General features: G+C 64.7%; 18 protein-coding genes and 1 pseudogene. 16 read left to right on the plus strand and 3 right to left on the minus strand.

Going from position 1 to position 18,509, the window contains the following annotated elements; genetic code table 11:
• Positions 1-191 precede the first annotated feature (191 nt).
• Positions 192-859 (plus strand): annotated as a pseudogene (locus tag ACQ4WP_RS27095) (AEC family transporter).
• On the opposite strand, the gene ACQ4WP_RS27100 reads toward ACQ4WP_RS27095, so the two are convergent.
• Together ACQ4WP_RS27100 and ACQ4WP_RS27105 are read right to left on the minus strand one after the other, a co-directional pair.
• Positions 843-1,496: an FMN-binding negative transcriptional regulator gene (locus ACQ4WP_RS27100; protein WP_436526086.1), complete on the minus strand. Its 654-nt coding sequence runs from the start codon at positions 1,494-1,496 to the stop codon at positions 843-845. The pseudogene ACQ4WP_RS27095 and the gene ACQ4WP_RS27100 overlap by 17 nt on opposite strands.
• On the minus strand, positions 1,497-1,958 hold the full coding sequence (locus tag ACQ4WP_RS27105; protein WP_436526088.1) for an OsmC family protein: 462 nt from the start codon (positions 1,956-1,958) through the stop codon (positions 1,497-1,499).
• Positions 1,959-2,065: 107 nt separating this feature from the next.
• On the opposite strand from ACQ4WP_RS27105, the gene pdxR reads away from it, so the two are divergent.
• The 11 genes from pdxR (at position 2,066) to ACQ4WP_RS27160 (ending at position 13,453) form a co-directional block, all read left to right on the plus strand.
• A complete protein-coding gene (gene pdxR, locus ACQ4WP_RS27110) occupies positions 2,066-3,562 on the plus strand; it encodes a MocR-like pyridoxine biosynthesis transcription factor PdxR (protein ID WP_436526090.1) in 1,497 nt (498 codons plus the stop codon).
• 38 nt (positions 3,563-3,600) lie between these two features.
• Positions 3,601-4,164: a DNA-3-methyladenine glycosylase I gene (locus ACQ4WP_RS27115; protein ID WP_436526092.1), complete on the plus strand. Its 564-nt coding sequence runs from the start codon at positions 3,601-3,603 to the stop codon at positions 4,162-4,164.
• Positions 4,164-5,795: an FAD-dependent 5-carboxymethylaminomethyl-2-thiouridine(34) oxidoreductase MnmC1 gene (gene mnmC1 / locus ACQ4WP_RS27120; protein ID WP_436526094.1), complete on the plus strand. Its 1,632-nt coding sequence runs from the start codon at positions 4,164-4,166 to the stop codon at positions 5,793-5,795. The genes ACQ4WP_RS27115 and mnmC1 overlap by 1 nt, the downstream gene beginning before the upstream one ends.
• Before the next feature lie 197 nt (positions 5,796-5,992).
• Positions 5,993-6,490 carry a rhodanese-like domain-containing protein gene (locus ACQ4WP_RS27125; RefSeq protein ID WP_436526096.1) on the plus strand — a complete coding sequence of 166 codons (498 nt, stop codon included), beginning with the start codon at positions 5,993-5,995 and terminating at the stop codon, positions 6,488-6,490.
• 19 nt (positions 6,491-6,509) lie between these two features.
• Entirely contained in the window at positions 6,510-7,496 is a 987-nt protein-coding gene (gene epsC, locus ACQ4WP_RS27130) for a serine O-acetyltransferase EpsC (RefSeq protein ID WP_436526098.1), read from the plus strand.
• 7 nt (positions 7,497-7,503) lie between these two features.
• On the plus strand, positions 7,504-7,728 hold the full coding sequence (locus tag ACQ4WP_RS27135) for a helix-turn-helix domain-containing protein (protein ID WP_034784364.1): 225 nt from the start codon (positions 7,504-7,506) through the stop codon (positions 7,726-7,728).
• 116 nt (positions 7,729-7,844) lie between these two features.
• Positions 7,845-8,774, plus strand: coding sequence for a family 2A encapsulin nanocompartment shell protein (locus tag ACQ4WP_RS27140; RefSeq protein WP_034753448.1), 930 nt, complete (start codon positions 7,845-7,847; stop codon positions 8,772-8,774).
• A complete protein-coding gene (locus ACQ4WP_RS27145) occupies positions 8,749-10,554 on the plus strand; it encodes a family 2A encapsulin nanocompartment cargo protein cysteine desulfurase (RefSeq protein ID WP_436526100.1) in 1,806 nt (601 codons plus the stop codon). Before ACQ4WP_RS27140 ends, ACQ4WP_RS27145 begins: the two co-directional genes overlap by 26 nt.
• Before the next feature lie 157 nt (positions 10,555-10,711).
• Entirely contained in the window at positions 10,712-11,431 is a 720-nt protein-coding gene (locus ACQ4WP_RS27150) for a sensor histidine kinase (protein ID WP_436526102.1), read from the plus strand.
• 11 nt (positions 11,432-11,442) lie between these two features.
• Positions 11,443-13,173 carry a response regulator gene (locus ACQ4WP_RS27155; protein ID WP_436526104.1) on the plus strand — a complete coding sequence of 577 codons (1,731 nt, stop codon included), beginning with the start codon at positions 11,443-11,445 and terminating at the stop codon, positions 13,171-13,173.
• Positions 13,163-13,453 (plus strand): hypothetical protein, encoded by a 291-nt coding sequence (locus tag ACQ4WP_RS27160; RefSeq protein ID WP_244517498.1) that lies wholly within the window; start codon positions 13,163-13,165, stop codon positions 13,451-13,453. Before ACQ4WP_RS27155 ends, ACQ4WP_RS27160 begins: the two co-directional genes overlap by 11 nt.
• A gap of 21 nt (positions 13,454-13,474) precedes the next feature.
• Here the strand turns inward: ACQ4WP_RS27160 and ACQ4WP_RS27165 are convergent, their stop codons facing one another.
• The gene (locus ACQ4WP_RS27165; RefSeq protein ID WP_436526106.1) at positions 13,475-14,173 is read right to left on the minus strand and encodes a PhaM family polyhydroxyalkanoate granule multifunctional regulatory protein; all 699 of its coding nucleotides are present in this window, start codon (positions 14,171-14,173) and stop codon (positions 13,475-13,477) included.
• A gap of 149 nt (positions 14,174-14,322) precedes the next feature.
• On the opposite strand from ACQ4WP_RS27165, the gene ACQ4WP_RS27170 reads away from it, so the two are divergent.
• From ACQ4WP_RS27170 to ACQ4WP_RS27185, 4 genes are all read left to right on the plus strand, one after another.
• A complete protein-coding gene (locus ACQ4WP_RS27170) occupies positions 14,323-15,435 on the plus strand; it encodes a DUF3108 domain-containing protein (RefSeq protein ID WP_436526108.1) in 1,113 nt (370 codons plus the stop codon).
• Complete coding sequence (locus ACQ4WP_RS27175) at positions 15,436-16,197, plus strand: DUF3108 domain-containing protein (RefSeq protein WP_436526110.1); 762 nt, start codon at positions 15,436-15,438, stop codon at positions 16,195-16,197. It abuts the gene before it with no gap.
• 211 nt (positions 16,198-16,408) lie between these two features.
• The gene (locus tag ACQ4WP_RS27180) at positions 16,409-17,791 is read left to right on the plus strand and encodes a hypothetical protein (protein ID WP_436526112.1); all 1,383 of its coding nucleotides are present in this window, start codon (positions 16,409-16,411) and stop codon (positions 17,789-17,791) included.
• The gene (locus ACQ4WP_RS27185; protein ID WP_436504594.1) at positions 17,784-18,506 is read left to right on the plus strand and encodes a hypothetical protein; all 723 of its coding nucleotides are present in this window, start codon (positions 17,784-17,786) and stop codon (positions 18,504-18,506) included. The genes ACQ4WP_RS27180 and ACQ4WP_RS27185 overlap by 8 nt, the downstream gene beginning before the upstream one ends.
• Positions 18,507-18,509 lie beyond the last annotated feature (3 nt).

Raw genomic sequence — 18,509 nt, forward strand, 5'->3', positions numbered from 1 at the left:
GTAACCGAGGTGCTTGCAGACCGACAGGCGACACGACGCACGAAACCAAGCTCGCTGGGGCAACCCAGTAGTCAGGAAACGCCGGATACGTGATCCGTACGTCCGGTGTTGTGGGAGGACGGCGGGGGCAACCCCGCCTCCTACCCGATCGCCCTGCGGCGGCGCAGCGCAGCGCGCTACAATGGCGCTCCATGCTGACCATCCCCGCCATCACCTTTCCTTTCTTCGCCCTGGTGCTGTGCGGCTACCTGGCCGTGCGGCGCAGGCTATAGCCGCTGGTCGCCATCGGCGGCTTGAACAGTTTTGTCCTGTACTTCGCGCTGCCCTGCATGCTGTACCGCTTCGGCACCGCCACGCCCATCGCGCAGCTGCTCGATGCCAGAATGCCTTGAAAGGCATGGCGGGCAACCCGATGCCGTGGGCGATTGTGCTCGGCGCCCTGTCGTCGTGGCTGGAGCTGGCCATGCCGAAACCGCTGACGCAGACGGTGGGCTTGCTGGCGGCCGCCTCTCCTGTTGCCCGGTTTACCATCGGCGACGTGCTGGCCCGTTCGCAAATGAGCACCAGCGACCCGGCGCCGATGCGCGACTATGTGCCGGTGGCGCTGAAAAAGCTGCTGTTGCATCTGCATCTGCTGCTGGTGTGGGGCATCGGCCGAGCGGCCATCGCACTGGGCGTGCCGCTCGATCCGTTCGCGCTGATCTGCATGGTGCTGGTGGCTTGCCTGCCCAGCGCCAGCAATGTCTCGCTGCTGTCCGAGCGTTCCGGGGCGAACACGGCGCGCATCGCCCGCATCATCCTGGTCTCGACGGCGCTGTCGTTCCTGACGTTTTCGGCGGCCGTCAGCTGGCTGGCGTGACGTTGGCGGCGATCAGCGCGCCCAGCGCCCGGGCCGCGCCGGGCTGATTGCCCAGCGCCAGGCCATGCGCCATGCTGGCCTGGTCTTGCATGCTGCGGTTCTGGCCCAGCTTCCATTTTCCCGTCAGGCGCGTGAGGGGGATTTCGATGCCGACGATGGCTTTCAATAGCTTGTCGATGTAGTCGGCCGGTGCATCGGCGATTGTCCACGGCATCGCCTGGCTAGCCTCGTGGCGCGCCGTCAACCGCTCCAGCAAGTCCATCAGCCATGCCGCGTCATGGATGGCGCGCAGTGAGCCGTGGGCGTGCACGACCGCGTAATTGAAGGTCGGTACTTCCTTGCCGCTGCGCTGCTTTTCCGCATACCAGGCGGGCGTGATGTAGGCGTGCGGGCCCTGGAAAATCACCATGCATGCATCGTTTTCGCCAGCGCCGCGCCACAGCGGATTGGCGCGCGCCACGTGGGCGCGCAGGATGCCGAATGGCGCTTCCGGCGTGGGTGGGGCAATCTCGAATGGCAGATGATCGGCGCATAAACCATCCTCGCCATGGCGCACCAGCGCGCCCAGCGGGTGCGCGTCGATCAGGCCATGCAGCACCTCAAGGCGCTCTTCGCGGAAGGTGGCAGGCGTGTACATCTAGGCTGCTCCTGCCACCACCACATCGGCCGTGAGCGAATTGGCGATGTAGCAGCGCTCGTGCGCGTCGTGGTGCAGGGCGGCCAGCGCCTCGGGCGAGGGCGGCGTTCCCGCGAAGGCGATGCGCGGGCGCAGCACGATGCGCGTCATAGCCGGGCGGCCCGCAGCATTTTTCCCCAGTTCGCCGACGGCGTCGTCGCGGTACTCGTCGATGACGTAGCCGCGCTGCGCTGCCAGCGACAGGAAGAACAGCATGTGGCAGCTCGACGTGGCGGCCACCAGCGCTTCTTCCGGGTCGATATTTTCTGCCACTGACATGGGCAGCGGCACGGACAAGGGCGACGACGAGGCGGGCACGTGCAAGCCGCCGTCGAATTGCCATGTATGGCCACGGCTGTAGCGCTGGCCGGCGAAATCCTGGCCGTCGCGCTGCCAGGCCACGGTGGCGAAAAACTGATGCATGGGTGCTCCACGGGAGTAAGAGGGGATGCGCCATCTTAGCGCCAGTCTTGGCTATTTAAAACAGCCAATAAGTGCTATCTTGAAGCTACCAATTCAAGAGCGCTACCATGCCAGCTTCCCACCTGAACCAGATCATCGCCGCCTTGCCGCTGCAGCGCGGCGCCATCGAGCCGCTGTTTCGCCAGCTGTATGCGGCCATCAGGGCCGCCATCCTCGATGGTCGCATGAGTCCCGGCATGCAGCTGCCGCCCACGCGCGATTTTTGCCGCCTGCTGGCCGTGTCGCGCCAGACGGTGCTCAATGCGTATGCGCAGCTGGCGGCCGAAGGTTATCTCGATGGCGCCGTGGGGCGCGGCACCTTTGTCAGCCGCGACGTTCCGTTGCCCGTACCCATGGTCGCGCCGGCCGGCAAGCTGGATGCGCCCGGCCTGCTGCGGCCGCTGTCGGCGCGCGGGCAAGGCGTGGTGGCGGCCATGCGCCAGGTGGCGTTCCACCGGGGGCCGCTGCGCGCTTTTCGCGTCGGCATGCCGCGCATCGACCATTTCCCCTTCGACGTGTGGAACCGCCTGGAAGCGCGGCGCTGGCGCCGCCCCGACCACCAGTTTGGCTACAGCGACCCGGCCGGCTACCTGCCGTTGCGCGAACTGCTGTGCGTGTACCTGAAGGCCTCGCGCGGCGTCCAGTGCACGCCGCAGCAGATCGTCATCACCTCGGGCTCGCAGCAGGCGCTGTTTTTGCTGTCGACCATCCTGCTGGCGCCGGGCGATGCGGCCTGGATGGAGTCGCCCGGCTACCGGGGCGCCAGCGGCCCGCTGCGCGCGGCCGGCGCGCGTGTCTTTCCCGTGCCCGTCGATGCGCAGGGGCTGGACGTGGCATATGGCGTGGCGCACTGTCCGCAGGCGAAGCTGGCGTACGTGACGCCGTCGCACCAGATGCCGCTGGGCGTGAGCATGAGTTTGCCCCGCCGCCTGGCCTTGCTGGCCTGGGCCGCGCACAACAAGGCCTGGCTGGTGGAAGACGATTACGACAGCGAATACCGCTACGCGGGCGCGCCGTTGGCGTCCCTGCAAAGTCTGGACCGGGCCGGCTGCGTGGTCTACGTGGGCACCCTGTCAAAAGTACTGTTCCCCGGCCTGCGCCTCGGTTACATGGTGGCCCCGCCCGCGCTGGCCGAGGCGCTGGTGCAGGCCAAGGCCGTGATGGACCGGCACACGGCCATCGTGCCGCAGATGGCGCTGGCCGACTTCATCGCCGAGGGACACTTTGGCCGGCATATCCGCCGCACGCGCGACAGCAATGCCGAACGGCGCGACCAGCTGGTGCGGGGGATTGCGCGCGAACTCGACGACCAGCTCATGTTCGGGCCGGCCGACAGCGGCCTGGAACTGTGCGCGTATTTTCGCGGCGGCCACGATGAAGAAACGGTGTCGCGCGCAGGGCTGGACCGGGGCATCGAACTGCGTCCGCTGGGCCACTACGCCGATCCGGCGGCCGGCCCGGAGTGCGCCACGCCGCCAGGGCTGCTGCTGGGCTTTGCCGCCATTCCCCCGGCAGAGATGCAGCACGGCCTGCTGGAACTGGGACGCATCCTGCGCGGCCGATAAACTATACTGGTGGTTGCCCGCACATGAAGAACACGACCATGACCACTATCCGCTGCTCCTGGGCCAATCCGGCCAATCCCCGCTATCTCGCTTACCACGATACGGAGTGGGGCGTGTCCTGCCACGACGAACGCCGGCTGTTCGAGATGCTGAACCTGGAAGGGGCGCAGGCTGGCCTGAGCTGGGAAACCATCCTCAACAAGCGCGACACCTACCGTGCAGCCTTTGACGGCTGGGATGCGGAAAAGATCGCCGCGTATGGCCCGGAGAAGGTGGCGCAGCTGCTGCTTGATCCTGGCATCGTGCGCAACCGCCTGAAGGTGGCGGCAGCCATCACGAATGCGCAAGCTTACCTGCGCCTGCGCGCGGAAGGTCAGACCCTGGACAGCTTCCTGTGGGCGTATGTCGATGGCCAGCCTATCGTCAACAGTTGGCAGCCCGGCGCCTTTCCCGCCAAGACGGCCTTGTCCGACAAACTGTCGAAAGACTTGCTCAAGCGTGGTTTCAAGTTCGTCGGCTCGACCATCATCTACGCCTACATGCAGGGCATCGGCATGGTCAACGACCATGCGCCCACCTGCTTTTGCCGCACGGGGCATTGATGCGCCGCTCGCTGGTCCTGCTCGACACGGATTTTGACGGCGCCCGCTTGCGTGCCGCCTGCGCGGCGCATGGCGGTCGGCGCCTGCATTACATCGCGCTGGCGCCGCGCCCCGTCGACGCCAGCCACTTACCCGATGAGTGGCGCGCGCAATGGCCGCCCTGCGTGCCTGGCTTGCACCGCATGGTTTCGCGCGATGGCTTGCTTACCCTCGATGTGCTGATCGGCGAGCCCGATGCCTGCCTGGCGCAGATATCGGCACGCATCGATGAAGTGCTGCTGGCGTGGGTACCTGCCGCCGTGACGGCGCTGACGCGCCTGATGATGGACGGCGCCCGCCTGCAGGCCGTGCACCTGGACGAGGCGCAGCGCGCGGAGTTGCAAAAAAACGGCTTTGTTTTTGACGAGAGCCGATTGCGCGCCGTGTTTTATGCGCGGCGCGCAGAGCACGTGGCTGCCGTAGCGCCCGAGCGGCGCGCCATCGTCATCGGCGCGGGCGTGGCCGGCGCGGCCGCCTGCGAACGGCTGGCCGCGCGCGGCTGGAAGGTGACCCTGGTCGAGCGCCACGCGCAGCCGGCCAGCGAAGCGTCGGGCAACCTGGCCGGCATCTTCATGCCGCTGATGTCGAAGGATGACAATATCGCCACGCGCCTGGTGCGCGCCGCCTACCTGTACTCGCTGAGCCGCTGGAAAGACCTGGGCGGCATCGGCGCCGCCATCGAGGGTGTGCAAAGCGGCGTGCTGCACCTGGCGCGCGACGGCGCGCATGCGCAGGTGCAGCGGCAGATCGCCGCCAGTGGCCTGTATCCGCGCGAATTCGCCCGCTGGCTCGAAGCGCCCGAGGCGAGCGCCATGCTGGGCGCGCCGGCGCCCGATGGCGCCTGGTGGTTCGAGCAGGGCGGTTGGGCACGACCGTCTTCCGTTTGCGCGGCCATGCTGGACGCCTGCGGCGCCTTGCTCACGCGGCGCTTTTCCAGCAGTGCCCTGCGTCTGGAGCGCGGCGATGAGGAGTGGCTGGTGCGCGATGCGGACGGTGCCCTGATCGCGGCGGCACCCACCGTCATCCTGGCGGCAGGCACGGGTGCCGTCGATTTCGAACAGGCGGCCGGCCTGCCGCTGGACGCCGTGCGCGGCCAGGTCACGCACCTGGTCGAAGGCAGTCTGCCCTCCTTGCCGTTCGTCGTTTGCCGCGAAGCCTACATGACGCCGGCGCACCAGGGCATCGTGTGCGTGGGCGCCAGCTACGATGCGGACGCGGATGCCGAGGTGCGCGCATCGAGCCAGCTCGACAATATCCACAAGATCGCCGCTATCCTTGATGTGCCTGCGTTTGACGCGCCGCTGGCCGGGCGCACGGGCTTTCGCTGCATGGCGCCGGATCGCCTGCCACTGGCGGGCGCCTTGCCCGACCCGGGCGTGCCGGGCCGCTGCGAACGCTTGCGCGACGTGCCGCGCTGGCCCGGCCTGTTTGGCTTGCTCGGTTACGCCTCGCGCGGCCTGATCTGGGCGCCGCTGGCGGCCGAGCTGCTGGCTTGCCAGCTGGAGGGCGAGCCGTTGCCTGTCGAGGCACAATTGGCTGCTGCACTCGATCCAGCGCGGTTTCTGTTTCGCGAGCGCCGTCGCGCTTCCTGATGACACCCAGAGGCAAATTCCGGGGTCGGACCCTCAGGGGGAATATGCCCCAATGGGGCATATTCCGATTCCAAAGGAACTGACCCCATATACGTTTTTCAGCTTTCCAAACTCTTTTTAATTTGTTTTCCGAACAACATAAGTTCGCTACAGTGGACTCGTGCTGGTTTTTGACGACGGAATAAAGAGGTGGACAGATGGCTGCTGCAGAACTGATTTTCGATCCCCGCGCCGCGCACGGCGAGGCGGCTTTTGACGAAGTACTCCATCTCGCGCGCGCCCAGGTGCAGGCGCAAGGCTTGCCGTATGCGGGCATCGTCAGCGCGCAGGACGCGTGGCAGCTGGTGCAGGCTGGCAAAGCCGTGCTGGTCGACGTGCGCACCAACGAGGAACGCACCTTCGTCGGCTACGTGCCGGCCTCGCTGCACGTGGCGTGGGCGACCGGCACGGCCATGCACCGCAATCCCCGCTTTACGCGTGAACTGGAAGCGAAGGCGGGCGGCAAGGATGCCGTCGTGGTGCTGCTGTGCCGTAGCGGCAAGCGCTCGGCCCTGGCCGCCGAAGCGGCCGCCAAGGCCGGTTTCACGCACGTCTTCAATATCGCGCAAGGCTTCGAGGGCGATCTCGACGCCCAGCAACAGCGTGGCCATAGCGGCGGCTGGCGCTGGCATGCGCTGCCTTGGCTGCAAGATTAACTCTCTTCCCGGGACCACCATGAATCAGCGAGCCCTTCCCTCTGCCTCCCTTGCCGCGCAGCCGCAATGGGAACTGCACCAGATCGTCGATGAATTGCGCGCCGTGCGCGCGCAGTGGCGCGAAGGATTGGCCAGCAATCAAGAGTGCGGCGCGCGCGAATTCCCGTCGCGCCAGCATTTGCGCGACATCGTCGGCGCCCTGTGCGCGGCCCTGTTCCCCATGCGCCTGGGCCCCCTCGACCTGCAGCAGGAGAGCGAGGATTTCTTTGTCGGCCACACGCTCGACACGACCTTGACGGGCTTGCACGAACAGGTGCGGCGCGAACTCAGTTACCACGCGCGCCAGCACGGCTTGCAGCAGACGGTCTCCATCGAACAGCAGGCGCTGGCCATCGTGCAGCGCTTCGCCCGAGCGCTGCCGCGCATCCGCGCCCAGCTAGACACGGACGTGGCGGCCGCCTTCCATGGGGACCCGGCCGCGCACAGCGTTGATGAAGTGCTGCTGTGCTATCCGGGCATCCTGGCCATCATCCACTACCGCCTGGCGCACACCTTGTATGCACTGGGCGCGCCGCTGGTGGCGCGCATCATCGCCGAAGTGGCCCATTCGCAGACAGGCATCGATATCCACCCGGGCGCCATCATCGGCAGCAGATTTTTCATCGACCATGGCACGGGCGTGGTGATCGGCGAGACGGCCATCATCGGCGAAAGGGTGCGCATTTATCAAGCCGTCACCTTGGGCGCCAAGCGCTTTCCCGCCGGCGCCGACGGCGTGCTGAAAAAGGGACTGGCGCGCCATCCCATCGTGCAGGACGACGTGGTCATCTACGCAGGTGCGACGATCCTGGGACGGGTGACCATCGGCCAGGGTTCCGTCATCGGTGGCAATGTCTGGCTGACCCGTAGCGTGGCGCCGGGCAGCCATGTCACGCAAGCGCACAACCAGCAGGAGGCAGCGGAGTTGCCGGCGCCATCCCACCCCGCCTTTGCCCATCACCCATGAGGACAGCATGTTGATCAAACAGTTTGGACTGGCTGTGCGCCAGTTGCGTGAAGGGCATGGCTGGTCGCAGGAGCGTCTGGCCGAAGCGGCAGACTTGAACCGCTCGTTCATCGGCGAAATCGAACGGGGCGCCGCCACGCCGTCGCTGCTGACGGTGGAAAAACTGGCCGGCGCGCTGGGTATCGGCCTGGCGGGATTGATGGCCCGCTGCGAACCGGAGCTGGTGGATTAAACGGGGTGATTAAAAGCTGTTTTGGTGGCGATAGCATGTTGAGAGAAAAGGGGAGACGTTCGATACTTTATTCGTTTTTCAGATAAGCATATTCACTTTTCTCATCAGGAGTAGTCATGGCAGAAGCAACAGAGAGCCAGTTCGCGCTGGGCGATAACGCCGCGCGCCAGCTGGCCAATGCAAGCAAGAGCGTCCCCCAGTTATCCACGATCACGCCGCGCTGGCTGGTGCACCTGCTGCAATGGCTGCCCGTGGAAGCGGGTATCTACCGCCTGAACCGCGTGAAAAACCCGAAGGATGTGCGCGTGGCCTGCTCGCAGCGCGACGAGTCGGAACTGCCGCAAACTTTCGTCGACTACGATGACCAGCCGCGCGAATATTTTCTCAATGCCGTCAGCACGGTGCTCGACGTGCACACGCGCGTGTCGGACCTGTACAGCAGCCCGCACGACCAGATCAAGGAGCAGCTGCGCCTGACCATCGAGACGATCAAGGAGCGCCAGGAAAGCGAATTGATCAACAATCCCGATTACGGCCTGCTGGCCAGCGTGCACGACGACCAGCGCATCTTCACCCTGACGGGGGCGCCCACGCCGGACGACCTCGACGAACTGCTGACGAAAGTATGGAAGGAGCCGGGCTTTTTCCTGGCGCACCCGCTGGCCATTGCCGCCTTCGGCCGTGAATGCACGCGCCGCGGCGTGCCGCCACCGACCGTCAGCCTGTTCGGTTCGCAGTTTTTGACGTGGCGCGGCGTGCCGCTGGTGCCGTCCGACAAACTGCCCATCGAAGACGGCAAGACGAAAATTATCCTGCTGCGCGCGGGCGAACAGCGCCAGGGCGTGATCGGCCTGTTCCAGCCTGGTCTGGCGGGCGAGCAAAGCCCGGGCCTGTCCGTGCGTTTCATGGGCATCAACCGCCACGCGATTTCGTCCTACCTGATTTCGCTGTATTGCTCGCTGGCCGTGCTGACCGACGATGCGCTGGCCGTACTGGAAGACGTCGAGATCGGTAAATACCATGACTACCCAGACACCTACAAGTGATGGCGCGGCGGCCCTGGCGCCGTCGTCCCTCTTGCCCGACGAAGCGACCCTGAACCGCCTGGCGGGCGAGTTTTTCGCGCGTTTGCCGGGGTTGCCCCCTGCGTTGGACAAGTCTCCCAGTCTCGGCGGTTCCGGCAGCGTGCTCGATGCAGCGCCCCGCTATGCCAACCGTCCTCCGCCGCAGCCCGGTCCTTCGTTCGCCGCCATCGCCCCCGGCGTGGCGACGGCGCAAGTGCCGCCCGTGACGGTGCCCCTGGAGTCGCCGATAGCACCGGCGCCTGCCTCCCTGCCGACGCCACGCCTGTCCGCCCTGAGTGCGCCTTCGCCCTACTATTTTGTCGGCGGCGCGCATGGCTATCCCGTGTCGAACGGCAAGCTCGATGGCCTGGCACGCCAGGGACAAGGGCAAGCCGCTCCCGACGATTTGCGGGGACTGTTTGTCACGCCGCAGCAGGCGCCCGCGCGTCAGTTGCCGGTATCGCCGGCTAACAGCCAGCCCGCGTTCTATTTTCAGACCGAGCTGCCCTCCGCGACGCAGCCCGGCCACCGCCAGACGCCGGCGCCGTTCGACGTGCACGCCGTGCGGCGCGATTTTCCCGTGCTGGCCGAACGGGTCAACGGCAAGCCGCTGGCCTGGTTCGACAACGCGGCCACCACGCACAAGCCGCAGTCGGTGATCGACCGGGTGGCGTATTTCTATGCGCACGAGAATTCGAACATCCACCGCGCGGCCCACGCACTGGCGGCGCGCGCCAGCGATGCGTATGAGGCGGCGCGCGCCAAGGTGGCGAACTTCCTCGGCGCGGCCTCGGCCAATGAAATCATCTTCGTGCGCGGTGCCACGGAAGGCATCAACCTGGTCGCCAATACGTTTGGGCGCAAGTACATCGGCAGCGGCGACGAGATCATCGTCTCGCAGCTCGAGCACCACGCGAATATCGTGCCGTGGCAGCAGCTGGCGGCGGAAAAGGGCGCGACCCTACGCGTGATTCCCGTCGACGACAGCGGCCAGATACTCCTCGATGAATTCCGCAAGCTGCTCAACGGGCGCACCAAGCTGGTGTCCGTGACGCAGGTGTCGAATGCGCTGGGGACGGTGACGCCCGTGGCGCAGATCATCGCGCTGGCGCATGCGGCCGGCGTGCGCGTGCTGATCGATGGGGCGCAAGCCGTGTCGCACCTGCGCGTGGACGTGCAGGCGCTGGGCGCCGATTTCTATGTATTCTCGGGCCACAAGGTATTTGGTCCGACGGGCATCGGCGCCGTGTATGGCAAGGCGGACTTGCTGGAGCAATTGCCGCCGTGGCAGGGTGGCGGCAACATGATCGCCGACGTCACGTTCGAGCGCACCGTCTACCAGGGCGTGCCGAACCGTTTCGAGGCGGGCACGGGCAATATCGCCGATGCCGTTGGCCTGGGTGCGGCCATCGATTACGTGCAGCGCATCGGCCTGGATAACATCGCCGCCTACGAGCACGCGCTGCTGGAATATGCGACGCACCAGCTGCAGGCGATTGCCGGCGTGCGCCTGATCGGCACGGCGCTGGACAAGGCCAGCGTGGCTTCTTTTGTTCTGGCCGGCTATGAGCCGGCGGAAGTGGGGCGTGCCCTGAACGACGAGGGCATCGCCGTGCGCTCGGGCCACCACTGCGCCCAGCCGATTTTGCGCCGCTTCGGCGTGGAAGCGACCGTGCGGCCATCTTTCGCTTTCTACAACACGTATGAGGAAATCGACCGGCTGATCGCGGTAGTGCGCCGCCTGGCGGGCGCGCGCCGCTGACCTTGCCGGCTTGCCAAGCCAATGCCGCCCTTACGCAGGTAGGGGTGGCATTGTTGCGTCATGTCACGGACTTTGCGCGCGGCTGGCTGGCGTCGGCATGCTGGCGGTATAATTTACCCTTGGCAATATTCAAGCTGCGGCCCCAAGGAGATATCCGGTGGAAGATCAACACAGCTCGCCCGAGCTTTTCCTGTTCCTGGCGTCGACCGTGCACGACATGAAAAACTCGATCAGCGTGGTCAGCGGCACGCTGGAATCCTTGCTGGCGGCCGAGCAGGCCAAGCCCGCGCCGCAGGCCGACCCCGCCTACCTGCAGATGGCGCAGATGCTGTACCAGACCAAGCGCCTGAACGATAATCTGATCCAGCTGCTGGCGCTGTACAAGGAAGTGGGCAAGCCCGGCTACCCCTTCGATGTGCAACCGCAACTGGTGAGCCAGGTGGTCGATCAGGTGGTGGACCAGGAAAAGATCCTGCTGGCCTCGAAAGGCATCCGCCTGGAGACGGCCTGCCCGCCGGAGCTGATCTGGACCCTGGATGAAGACCTGGTCATCGGCGTGCTCGCGCATGCCATCAACAACGCCATCCGCTACACGAAGGACACGATCCGCCTGTCGGTGCGCCAGGTGGACGCCTTGCTGGAGCTGCGCGTGGAAGACAATGGCGAGGGCTACTCGCAGGCGCTGCTCGACGCGGGCAGTGCGGCCATGCATGGCATGGCGGCCGGCGTGAACTTTTCCACCAACAGCACGGGGCTGGGGCTGTATTTTTCCAGTGTCGTGGCGAAGATGCACAAGCACCGGGGCAGCAGCGGCAGCATTGCTCTGGAAAATGGCGGCGCGCTGGGCGGCGGCTGTTTCATCCTGCGCCTGCCCTGAACGAGGATGCCATGACGACAGATAGCCACGCCACCGCCGCCGAAGCGGGCAGCACCGACTGGGCCGACAAGCATTATCTGCTGGTCGATGACTTCATCGGCATCCGCATCCTGCTGCGTGAATCCTTGCGCAATCTGGGCGCGCGCCATATCGACCAGGCGGCCAGCGGCGGCGAAGCCATGAAGCTGCTGGCCAAGACGCGCTACGACGTGGTGCTGTGCGATTACAACCTGGGCGAAGGCAAGAATGGCCAGCAAGTGCTGGAAGAGACGCGCGTGCGCAACCTGACGGCGCCGTCGAGCGTGTGGTTGATGGTGTCGGCCGAGAAAAGCGTGGAATCGGTGATGGGCGCGGCCGAGCACCAGCCCGACGCCTACCTGATCAAGCCCATCACGGAAGGCGTGCTGCTGACGCGTTTGAACCGCGTGTGGCACAAGAAGCAGGTATTTCGCGAAATCGACCAGGCTTGCATGGAAAAGGATTATTTGCGCGCGGCCAAATTGTGCGACGCGCAGATCGAGGTCAACAAGCTGCACGAGCTGGAATTGCTGCGCATGAAGGCATCCCTGCTGCTGAAAAGCGGCGAGCCGGAAAAGGCCCGTGCCGTGTACGAAAAAGTGCTGGCCGAGCGCGATTACAGCTGGGCCAGGGCGGGCCTGGGCAAGATCCGCATGAATAACGGCGAGCACGAGGCGGCGCGGCAGATTTTCCAGGGCGTGATCGTCGAAAACAAGTATTACATCGACGCCTACGACCAGATGGCCGTCGCCTACCAGCTGATGGGCCAGCACGAGGAAGCCTGCGGCGTGCTGGAAAAGGCGGCACGCCTGTCGCCCAATTCCGTGCCGCGCCAGCGCAACCTGGGGCTGGCCGCCTTGAAAGTTGGCAATGTCAGCATGGCGGAAAAGGCTTTTCGCAAGTGTATTTCCATCGGTGAATTTTCCGTCATGAAGACGCCCGACGCCTACCTGGGACTGGCGCGCGTGTGCGGCTTGAAGAAGGATGCCAAGGAGGCGCTGCAGTGGCTGCTGCTGGCGCAGCGCGAATTCCCGCCCGAGCAGATCGGCTTGCGTGCGAAGATCACGGAAGGCATGGTGCACCACGAAACGGGCGATTACCGGCGCGCGCGCAAGTGCGGCGACGAACTCGAAGCCATGCTGTCGGAAGACCCGGCGCGGCCCGAAAAAAGTATCTGTATGGAACTGGCCACCCTGCTGTTCGCCGTCGGCGTGAAGGATGCGCCGGCCGGCCTGCTGTGCTATGTGGTGAAGAACAACCACGACAACCAGGTGGTGCAGGACGAGGTGCAAAAGATCTTCGACAAGGCGAAGATGGGCGACGAAGGCACGAGCATGATCATCGCATCGCGCAAGGAAGCGTCGGACTTGATGAACAAGGGCGTGCTGCTGTGGAAGACGGACAAGCTCAACGAGGCGGTCGCCTGGATGCGGGCGGCGCGCGAAAAACTGCCCAACAACCTGCGCATCCTGTTCAATTCCGCGCAAATCATCGTGTCTTTCCTGGAACAGCGCGGCTACCAGGCGGAATTGGCGGCCGAGGCCATGGAAGTGTTGTTGTATGTAGACAAAATTGCACCAGGGCAGCAGCGCTTTGCGCAATTGATGGCGCAACTGGTGCAGCTGACGCCGCCGCCCGGGCCGGAAGTGGCCGTCGTGGTGCCGGAAAAAGCGCCGCCGGCGCCGGAAAAAGGGGGAAAATCCGTGCGCGAGCGTGCTGGATGATAAACTAGGGGCCAGCGTGGGTTCGCCCGTGCTTGAGTTGCTTTACAACAATAAGGAAGAAACTATGCGTGATGTGGTCAATGAAGTGTACAAAAAAATGAAAGTCGGCAGTATTGCCTGGGTACGCCCGGTCGCCGCCAAGGGAGACACGCTGGAAACATTCCAGTCTTCGTACGAGCACGCCAAGGCGCTGGCCGACGAAGGCCTGATCACGATCGGTGACGTAAAACGCCAGGCCGACAACATGATCGAGGCGATCCGCATTCATCGTATCGCCTGATCATATCGCCAGCTTGAAACATCAGGCCTTGCCTGGTGCTTTCGACTTGGGTGCCGCGCGCTTCGCCGGCGCCTTGCGCAGCGGGGCCTTGGTCTTGGCTGCCGTGTCTGCTTCTGCCGGCTTGGCGGACTTGCTGACCGCTGGCTTGGCCTTGGCGCCACCGCCCAAACTGGCCGCTGCCGCGCTGGCGGCGTCGGGCGACATGGCCGTCGACACGGCCTGCTTGAACTGATCTTGTAACAAATTCCACCAGGCACTTGGATTGGCCAACTGGGCTGTCGCCTGGCTGCTGGTATCGTCGGGCGCCGCCGCAGCGGGTTCCGGTGCGGGCGCAGGTGCCGGCGCCGCAGGTGTCGCCTGCTGGAAAAAAGCGGAAGCGTAGGGCACCGATTCAAAGACGGTTTTCTCGCTGGCGCCTGGCTGGGTGATGGCCGCCGCCAGCGAAGCACCCATGGATTTCAGGGTGGCGATGGTGCCGCGCTGTACTTCCAGCGCCTGGATACTGCCGCGCAGCATGCTGGTATTGAGGTTCAGCCATGCTTCGACGGCTTTCAGATCGCTGATTTTCTTGTCCAGCTCTTCCACCGACATGGTGGGCGCCGTGATGCCTGGCATGCCCATGCCGGGCACGCTCATGCTGCCCCACAGGTTCTTGACGAAGTCGAGGGTATCGGTCACAACTGCTGCGCCCGGTATTTGGGGCATTTGCGGATTTGCCATGCGAAATCTCCTGGTAGGTGGATGTCCCTAGCGTAGCAGATATCAGCTTGCAACTGACGCAACGCTGCCAACATTTTCTTACATAAAACATCAGGAGTTGAGCGCAGGCAAGAAGCGGGAAACGGGGTGAAAGCGTTACACTACGGCCTATGATGTCTGACTCCTTCTTTTCGCCACCGCGCCGCCGTACCGTCATCTTTGTCGCGGTCATCGGCGCACTGCATTACGTGGCGCTGGAGTGGCTCACCTCGCATGCGAGCATGGTGCCGCTGGGGCAGGATCATGCGCGGGTGGTCAGCCTGGCATTGATCGCCGAGCTCCCCAGGCCTCAGCCGGTGCTGGCGCCACCGCCGCCGCCCGAACTGCTGCCCGTGCCCAGGCCCAGACCGCCGCCGCCACCGACGGAGCTGGCGTCGAGCGAAGCGCCCCAGTGGACGGCGCCCGCCAGCGACGTGCCGGAAGGCCCGGCCACATCCGTGCCGGCAGCGGTGGCTGCCCCGGCCATCACGGCGCCCGCGCCAGCGGTGGCAGCAGCGCCCGCGCCGGCCAGCGCGCCGCCACCGGCCGTCGAGCAGGCACGGCACTACAAGACGAATGCGCCTGCCTCGGCCCAGTTCGACTTGCATGTGGACCGGCGCGATGCCGACGGCACCAAGTGGCAGGGCGTGGCCGCGATGGCGTGGGAAAACCGGGGCGATACGTATCAGCTGAAACTGGAAGTGGGTTTGAGCATGCTGATCACGCGCATCAACCTGCTGGTGCTGACCAGCGAGGGCATGATCGATGCCAGCGGCATCGTGCCCGTCACGGCCACGGAGAAACGCAAGGGCCGCGCGCAAACGGCGACGCATTTCAAGCGCGACGCCAGGAGCATCACGTTTTCAGCCTCGACGGCCACGGCGCCATGGCAGGAAGGGGCGCAGGACAAGGCCAGCGTGCCATTCCAGCTGGCCGCCATCGGCCGCGCCGACGTCAACCAGCTGGCCGGCAATATCGATATCCTCGTCGGCGAGGAAAAGGAAGCGACCGTGTTCCGCTTTCAGCTGGTGGGCGAGGAAGAACTCGACACCAAAATGGGCCGCCTGGTGACCTGGCATTTGCGCCGGCCACCGAAGCCCGGCACCTATTCGTCGCAGCTCGATATCTGGCTGGCGCCGTCAATGCAATGGTATCCGGTACAAATACGCAATACCGAAGCGAACGGGGCGCTGACCACGCAAACCGTGACCCAAATTCGCGTCAATGACGCTACAGGAAAATAAATGACTACTTTGACTACATTGAAACGCGTTTTGCTCGCCAGCTTGCTGGCCGCCACCTTGTCTCCCGCCATGGCCGACGCGCCCGTGGAGCATCCCGCCATCAAGCGCCCCTACAAGCTGGCGCCATCGGCAGACCTCGTCTATTCGATCAAGGCGAAGCAGCGCGGCATCGGGCTGTCCGGAGAATCGGTCAGCAACTGGCGCGTGGGCGATGGCAAGTATTCGCTGCTGGCCGAAACCAAGGCTGCCCTGTTCGGCAAGATCCTCGAGCAGCGCAGCGAAGGCACGGTCGACGATTACGGCCTGGCGCCTGTCCAGTTCGTGGAAAAACGCTTCCGCAAGGAAGCGGCCACGACCACGTTCAAGCGCGACAGCAAGACCATCGTCTTCAGTGAAGGTGACGACAGCTATCCGCTGAAAGGCGGCGAGCAGGACCGCAACAGTACCGTCTGGCAACTGGTCAGCGTGGCGCGCGCCGCCCCCGAGAAATTCACGCCCGGTTCGGAATGGAGCTTCTTCGTTGCCGGCCGCCACGACGCCGAGCCGTGGACCTTCAAGGTCGTCAAGCAGGAGACCGTCGCCACCGGCCAGGGTTTGGTGGAGGCCGTGCACCTGGTCAAGGCGCCGCCGCCGGACAAGAAGGGCCAGCAAGTGGACCTGTGGCTGGCGCCGTCGCTGGAATGGTATCCCGTGAAGGTGACGTTCGCCGATGAAGACGGTGATTATGTCGAGCAAACCTTGCAGAAGATCATTAAAAAGTAAGTGCTCACCAATGCGCGGGGCAAGGCATGCTGGTTTTGCTTCCCTGTTTTGCCTTCCTGGCCCGGCACGGCGCCGCGACTGTGTTGCGCCGCGTCCGCAGCGCCCCCTCCCGCACGCTAAATTGCATGTCAGAACTGATATACTGACGCCCCCGCCCCGCAGCGCCGCGTTAGCCCGCTGCGCCGCCCGCTGAACACTCATCCGGAAAAGAATGATTGATATAATGGCAAGTGCAGCCGTGGCTACGGATGCAAATCAGACAGAGCAAGAGCATCACGATTCCTTGCAGGCGCATTTCCAGCCCAATATTTCGGCCGATGAAATCGAGCAAGTTTTTCATTTGAAGCGGGCGCAGCCCTTGCTGCAAGTGTTTACGGCCCTGTTCCACGGCGGTTTCGATGGCGTGCTGGTGCGTCTGCTGGTGTTGCGCGAGCTGGCGTCCGATGCGGCCACGTCCGCCTATACGCGTGCCGATATCAACACGAAACTGGCGTATCTGTTGCCGGAAAGCCTGGAAACGGTCTTGCTGCGCCTGCGCTCGAACCAGTTGCTGGCCTGGGATGCGCAGCAGGGCGTGTACCGCGTCACGCCCATGGCGCGCAATGTGCTGTCGGCCATCGACAGCTTGCTGGGCCTGGGCCAGACGGAAGACGAAGCGGAAATGGGTTTTCTCCTGTCGCAGGTGGCCGGTGCGCAAGCCGTGGGCGGCGTGTCGGTCGAGCAATTGCAGCATTTGCTGGGCCGCCTGGTGGACTTGACGGAAGAATTCTCCGACGCCATCGCTTCCGGCTCCGAATTCCGCCTGCGCACGGCGCAAGCGAAATGGAACATGGCCTGCGACTGGGTGGAGAAGGGGTCCCAGATCCTGGTGGCCATCACCTCCGATGAAAACGCCGACAGCGCCACGCACAAGGCGGCGCAAGCGATCGGCCGCGCGCAAAGTAAATTGTTGAACATGCAAGGCATGTTTTCGCGCGCCCTGAACCAGATCGAGCGCCAGCGCGTGCACCTGGGCCAGTCGGGCCTGTCGACCACCGACATCAAGCGCTGGCTCTTGCTGCATGAAGACCTGGCCAGCCTGGCCGAGGGCGCCATCGACCAGCCCGTCGTGCCCCTGTTCTCCACGCCGGCCGAGATGATCGACGTGGCCGAAACGGAATTGCTGTCCGAACGGGCGGCAGGCGTCATCAACACGGGCCTGCCCAGCGGAGAGGACGCGCCCACCACTATCAGCGACGGACCCGTCATGCAACTCGAACTCGATGACTTGCTCGAACGCCTGTCGAACTTCGCCAGCCTGGGCAATTTCCCCAGCATCGGCGAAGAGGGACCGAAGAGCGTGCCGGTGCAGGATTCCCTGCTGCCGGCCAGTTTTGCCGTGGCCTCGTACCGCGCCTCGATGCTGCCGCTGCTGGGCGATGTGTCCGAAGCGAGCTTGCAAGGCTCGACGGCCGAACTGGCCCGCTTGCCGATTACCTTTACACCGACCGACGAGATGGTCCAACTGACCGACCCCCATGTGGCGGCCATGTCGATCGCCTCGCTTTCACTGAATGTTTCACTTGATTTAGATAGCGGCACAGCCGATGAATGACGATTCCCAAATCCTGATTGCGCGCCTGCTCACGCATCAAACCCTGCGCCGCGACGACAAGCTCGTCAAGCGCGTGCTGTCCGACGAGCTGTTCCGCGCCGAAATCGATGCGCGCCTGCTGGCCTGCGGTTTGAAACTGCTCGACAACGTGTATGCCGACCATGTCACCCTGGCCCTGACGCGCACCATCGAGCCGAAGATCTTCGGCGCGCGCGACGTCTGGCAAAACAACAATTTCGGCCTGGCACGCGATGGCGTGGCCTTGCTGGTGGTGCTGTGGGCGCAGATCATCCTGCCCAAGCGCGAACGCCAGGAAACGCACCAGCACGCGGACGATGACCAGAACGACATGTTTGGCACGGAAAAACCGCTGCCGCGCGCGGAAGACGCGTCGATCGGCATTTCCTACAAGGCGCTGCTGTCCGACTTCGGCGACAAGCTGGGCAAGAAGACGCGCATGGACATGAATCTGGGCACCCTGGCCAAGCTGGGCTTCATCGAACGGCGCGGCGATTTCATCCTGGAAGGCCCGCTGCTGGACCTGATGATGGATACGGACGTCTTGAAAGAGCGCATCATCAATGGCGCCCTGGCCGACGTGTTCAAGCGGGCGCCGGCGCGCCTGGTGGCCGTCGATCTTGACGCCGACCTGTCCGCCGACATCGGCGACTTGCCAGACGCGGGCGACGAGCCTGCGTCCGACCTCCCTCACTGAAAG

It is taken from the genome of Janthinobacterium lyxosi (assembly GCF_051380665.1).
Classification (GTDB): domain Bacteria; phylum Pseudomonadota; class Gammaproteobacteria; order Burkholderiales; family Burkholderiaceae_D; genus Janthinobacterium.